We start from the raw sequence: 5,509 nt of genomic DNA on the forward strand, positions 1-5,509 counted from the left end.
GAATTTATATTAAAGCCCCAAACCAGCCGGAAAAACTGATTGCAACAGTGGTGAATAATACAAATCAAAACACCATCACCTTTTCGGTTCCCGATGAAGAACTCATTAATTATTTCAGGACAAACCAGAATTCATTAATTTTTGAAATCCAGGCCAATGCGGTAAGCGCTGACCAGATTACGATGAAAATCAATTCCGATTTTAAGGTAAAAGTTCAGTTATAACGTTGTTAATGTCAACAATAAAAAGGCCTCTGATCAAATCAGAAGCCTTTTTTAATTTAGTGATTAAAGCGTTTCTTTCAGCCATTCGAAAAATTCTCTCTGCCAAACCAACCCGTTGTGCGGATTCAGAACCCAATGGTTTTCGTTCGGGAAATAAAGGAATTTCGATTTCAGACCGTGAAGTTTAGCTGCCTGAAAAGCCTGCTGACCTTGCTCATATCCTACCCGGAAATCGAGTCCACCCTGGATGATCATGATGGGCTTGTTCCATTTGTCAACATAATTAGAAGGATTAAATTCTGTATAGGCTTTCGGCATCGGCGTATCTGTTGGTTTGCCCAGATCCCAGTTGGCAAAGAAGAGTTCTTCAGTAGTTCCGTACCAGGATTTCATATCGAAAAGTCCGTCGTGTGCAATAAAGGTTTTGAAACGGTTGTCGTGAATTCCGGCCAGCATAAATACGCTGTATCCACCATAACTCGCACCTACAGCACCCATTCTGTCGTTATCCACGTAAGGCAATGTTTTGGCATAATCTGTCGCTGCCAGATAATCTTTCATTACCTGTCCGCCCCAGTCTTTAGAAATTTCTTCATTCCATTTTGTTCCCCAACCCGGCATTCCGCGACGGTTTGGCGCTACTACGATATAGCCGTTGGCCGCCATCAGAGCAGGACTCCATCTCGTGCTGAAAAACTGTGTAAGCGCAGATTGTGGACCGCCCTGACAGTATAAAAGTGTAGGATATTTTTTATTGGGATCGAAATCCGGTGGATACACAAACCATACGCCCATTTCCTTCCCGTCGGTAGTTTTCACCATTTTAAGTTCCGTTTTAGAAGGCGTGATTTTAGCATAATTCTGCTTATTGACTTCAGTGACCTGAGTCATGGTTCCTTTTTTCAGATCCACCGAAAACAAATCCGCATTATGGTTCATATCAGTTCTGCCAACCAAAAGCGTATTTTTATTTTGCGCGTAAATGGAAGTTACATCAAAATCACCTTGTGTTATTTGCTGAATCTTCGCGGTTTTCGGGCTTAAGGAAAACAATTGTTTTGTTCCTCTAAATGCTGTGGTAAAATACAGCGTTTTGGAATCCTGAGTCCAGAAAACATCGCCCACCACGCTTTCATCCCAATCTTTGGTCAGATTGCGCACTTTGTGAGATTTCCAGTCCATGATTTTGATATCGTTTTTATCAGCTTCGTAGCCGTCTCTTTCCATCGACATCCACAGTAAGGTTTTTCCGTCCGGCGAGAATTTCGGAGCAACATCATATCCTTTGTTGCTTTCAGTAAGATTCTTTGTGGTACCGGAATTAAGATGGTATGCAAAAATATCGGTATTGGTAGACTGCGCATATTCCGCCCCGCTCAAAGGTTTGGTAACATACAGAAGCTGTGTGGAATCCGGGCTCCATACAAAATCTTCTGCGCCACCAAAAGGCCGCTGTGGCGAATCCCACATTTTACCTTCAAGTAAATCCTTGGCATTTTCAACCTTATCGGAAACATTCACCACAAAAACATGATTGTATTTTCCTTCATTAAAATAATCCCAATGGCGGTGGTTCAGGTCGGTGTAGATATGTGCTGTCGTTTTCGGCACGTCGGTATATTTATCTTTCCCTAAGACTTTTTCAACCAACACCTGTTTGCTGAAGGCAATTTTTTTCCCGTCGGGTGAAATTACGATATTGTCAACTTCTCCGATGGTATAAAATTCTGCCCAGGTTTTTCCGGCATCTTTTGAAAGATAAATAACATCTTTTTCTTGTGCATACAATCCGTTTTTATCCCATTGAATCAAGGCTTTTTTACCTAAATCCAAGGCGGTTGCTTCGGAATTTTTAATGTTGAGAAAATAAGTTTTCTTATTGTTTTTTTCAGTTTTCAGATCGGTTTTTCCTACGGTGTAAATAAGGGAAGAGTGATTAGGTGATACTGCAGAAACGCCGATTTTGTTTAAAGTCCAGAGGAGTTCGGGCGTCATCACATTTTGTGCATTCATAAGAAATGGCGCAGCTACTGCGATTAAGGTATGTTTTAGCTTCATAAAAAATTAATTTTAATCCTTACAGCTGCAGACTGCAACTGTAACTACAAATATAGAAAAAATCACCAGCAAGGAGTTGGTGATTTTTTTCTTTGAATTATTTAAATCTTATTTAGTCAGAAGATGTGAAAATCCCATTCACCAAAGAAGTGATAAGTGACAGCGCGATACTGAAGATGAATGCCCACCAGAATCCATCGATTGTCATTCCGTCGATAAAATAATCTGCAATGAGGATAACCAAAGCGTTAATGACTAAAGAAAAAAGCCCCAAAGTAAGAATGGTAAGCGGTAATCCCAGTATTTTTAACACTGGCGAAACGATCAGGTTTAAAATTCCCAGAACGATAGCGAAAACAATGGCCGTGGAAAAACCTTCGAAATGAACACCGGATAAAATCTTGGTGAGAAAAAAAGCGACAACCGCCGTTACAAGAAGTCTGATAATTAAATTCATAGTTTATAGTTTAAAAATTTATAATTTGCTTAGCATTGCGTGATTTGTCCGTTTAAATGTAAGGGATTTTCCAATCCATTTGAATTTCCAATACCCTCTTACTTTCAGCAACCCCTGCTCTGTTATATGCGCAGCCGAATCCCAAAACCGGCCGGAACTTGCATCGTAAATTTTTCCATGTTCCCACTCATTCTTTTTCGGATTATAGACCAGTCCTTCCAGCACCTCCATACCCAGAATTTTGCGATTTCTGAGTTTAGGATCGGGATTTTCAAAATCGGTGCGGGTATGCATTGGTTTGCCACTTCCTAAATTTTCATCAAACCAAATCACTTTGGCTCTATACTGGCCACTCTGTTTATAGACTTCCACTGCCACGCTTTGGTCGGTTGCCAGCCATTTTCCAAGCACCGCATCCGATTTGGATTGGGCACCGAGATTTAAAAAACAAAAATAAAGGATTAAAGTGAGATTTTTTATAAGCATGTTAATCCTTATACAAGTATTTTGCCATTCAGACAATCAAATTTGATATTGAATTTTAGGATAATCCTATTGTGCTGTGGTTTGAGCTCATCAACAAGTTTTTTTACTTTACCAATTTTTATTATCTTCATCACCAAAACTTATATATAATGAAGAACTACGCTAAAGTTTTAATGCTTTCAACCGTGTTTTCGGTGGGGTTAAATGCCCAGACGCAGGACCAGATGACCAAATCTATTATGGATGAAACCTACAACAATTCCCAGCTCGAAAAGCTCGCTTACGAATTGCTCGACGGGATAGGTCCACGTCTTGTAGGAAGTCCCAAAATGCAGCAGTCGCACGACTGGGCAGTAAGCAAATTCAAAAGTTGGGGAATCGATGCCCGCAACGAACAGTGGGGCGAATGGAAATCCTGGGAACGGGGAACCTCTTCTATTGAAATGGTATTTCCTTATGTTAAATCTTTGGAGGGAATGCAGCTTGCCTTCAGCCCTGCGACACCGTCTAAAGGATTAACAGCAGATGTTGTGATGTTGCCAATCTTTAGCAGTAAAGAAGATTTTACCAAATGGCTTTCTTCTGTGAAAGGAAAAATGGTAATGGTTTCTCAATATCAGCCATCCGGAAGACCGGAGTATAACTGGAAAGAATTTGCAACACCGGAATCTTTCGAAAAAATGCAGAATGAATCCAAAGCAGCTTCTGAAGCGTGGCAGAATTCAATAAAAGTAACCGGAGAAACCAGCAGAACTTTAAATGCAAAGCTTGAAGCAGCCGGAGCAGCCGGAGTTATTTCTTCCAACTGGTCTCGCGGATTCGGTGTAAACAAAATATTTTCTGCAGGAACAAAAAAAATCCCGGTGATGGATGTTTCTTTGGAAGATTACGGACAACTCTACAGAATGCTGAAAAACGGAACCACTCCAAAACTGAAAATTACAGCCAATTCTAAAGACAAAGGAATGGCTCCAACCTTCAATACCGTTGCAGAAATCAAAGGTTCTGAAAAACCTGATGAATACATCATTTTATCCGCACACTTGGATTCCTGGGATGGCGGAACCGGTGCAACCGACAACGGAACAGGAACCATTACGATGATGGAAGTTGCCAGAATCCTGAAAAAACTTTATCCTAATCCCAAAAGAACAATTATTGTAGGACTTTGGGGAAGTGAAGAACAGGGACTTAACGGATCACGCGGTTATGTATCTGCGCACAAAGAACAGATGCCGAAAATACAGGCAGTTTTTAATCAGGATAACGGGACGGGCCGTATTGCGAACATCAGCGGACAGGGATTCCTGAATTCTTATGATTACTTGGGAAGATGGCTTGCTGCGGTACCCAGAGAACTTACTAAAGATATAAAAACCACTTTCCCAGGAACACCTGGCGGTGGCGGATCCGACCATGCGTCTTTTGTGGCAGCAGGAGTTCCGGCATTCATGTTGGGCTCACTTAACTGGAGCTACGGAAACTATACCTGGCACACCAACCGAGACACGTATGATAAAATTGTTTTTGATGATGTAAAAAGCAACGTCGCGTTAATCGCCATAATGACTTACATGGCAAGCGAAGATCCTGAGAGAGCTTCTGCGGAAAAAATTAAACTTCCGGTAAACCAAAGAACAGGCGAACGAATGGCGTGGCCAGAAGTAAAGGAACCGACAAGAAAAGGCGGTTTAGATTAAACGTTCTGTTTTATTTTACAGTATTGCCGCCGCGGTTTCACCGCGGCGGCTTTTTATTTTCATTCCAATTCTACCCAAACAGGTGCATGGTCACTGGATTTTTCCCAACCCCGTACCTCTTTGTCCACACCCGCTTTCTTGAGTTGGGGAAGAACTTCCGGCGATAGCAGGAAGTGGTCGATTCGCAAACCGGCATTTCTCTGATAAGCATTTCGGAAGTAATCCCAAAAGGTATAAATTGTTTCGTCTGGATGCAGATGACGCAGCGCATCAGTCCAGCCTTGTCCAATCAAATCACGGAAGGCATCACGAACTTCGGGTAAGAAGAGCGCATCTTTCGCAAACTTTTCAGGTTTGTAAACGTCTTTTTCTGTAGGCATTACGTTAAAATCACCAATCAGCAAAACTTTTTTTCCAGAGGTTATGAGCATTTCGGCATGAGCCTGCAGGCGCTCGATCCACTGCATTTTATAATCGAATTTAGGCCCCGGAACAGGATTTCCGTTCGGGAGGTAAATACAGCAAATAATCAAATCATCGATTTTCACCTCCAAATACCGGCTCGCTTCGTCGCTATCGTCACC

The 5,509-nt window shown here is 41.7% G+C and carries 6 protein-coding genes; 2 read left to right on the forward strand and 4 right to left on the reverse strand.

What is annotated here, in order from left to right; all coding sequences use genetic code 11:
- A partial coding sequence (locus V5N63_RS10440) for a hypothetical protein (RefSeq protein ID WP_332033892.1) occupies nt 1–224 on the forward strand: 224 nt, incomplete at its 5' end.
- A 63-nt stretch (nt 225–287) separates the two neighbouring features.
- Here V5N63_RS10440 and V5N63_RS10445 read toward each other — a convergent pair.
- The 3 genes from V5N63_RS10445 to V5N63_RS10455 form a co-directional block, all read right to left on the reverse strand.
- Nucleotides 288–2,282 carry a S9 family peptidase gene (locus V5N63_RS10445; protein WP_332033893.1) on the reverse strand — a complete coding sequence of 665 codons (1,995 nt, stop codon included), beginning with the start codon at nt 2,280–2,282 and terminating at the stop codon, nt 288–290.
- 112 nt (nt 2,283–2,394) lie between these two features.
- Nucleotides 2,395–2,739 carry a phage holin family protein gene (locus V5N63_RS10450; RefSeq protein WP_332033894.1) on the reverse strand — a complete coding sequence of 115 codons (345 nt, stop codon included), beginning with the start codon at nt 2,737–2,739 and terminating at the stop codon, nt 2,395–2,397.
- Between the two features lie 18 nt (nt 2,740–2,757).
- Nucleotides 2,758–3,225, reverse strand: a complete 468-nt coding sequence (locus tag V5N63_RS10455; protein WP_332033895.1) for a DUF2147 domain-containing protein — start codon at nt 3,223–3,225, stop codon at nt 2,758–2,760.
- A gap of 149 nt (nt 3,226–3,374) precedes the next feature.
- Here V5N63_RS10455 and V5N63_RS10460 point away from each other — a divergent pair, with 149 nt between their 5' ends.
- Entirely contained in the window at nt 3,375–4,925 is a 1,551-nt protein-coding gene (locus V5N63_RS10460) for a M20/M25/M40 family metallo-hydrolase (protein WP_332033896.1), read from the forward strand.
- A gap of 59 nt (nt 4,926–4,984) precedes the next feature.
- Here V5N63_RS10460 and V5N63_RS10465 read toward each other — a convergent pair.
- A partial coding sequence (locus V5N63_RS10465) for an exodeoxyribonuclease III (protein ID WP_332033897.1) occupies nt 4,985–5,509 on the reverse strand: 525 nt, incomplete at its 5' end.

Source organism: Kaistella sp. (assembly GCF_032060305.1).
GTDB lineage: Bacteria > Bacteroidota > Bacteroidia > Flavobacteriales > Weeksellaceae > Kaistella > Kaistella yananensis.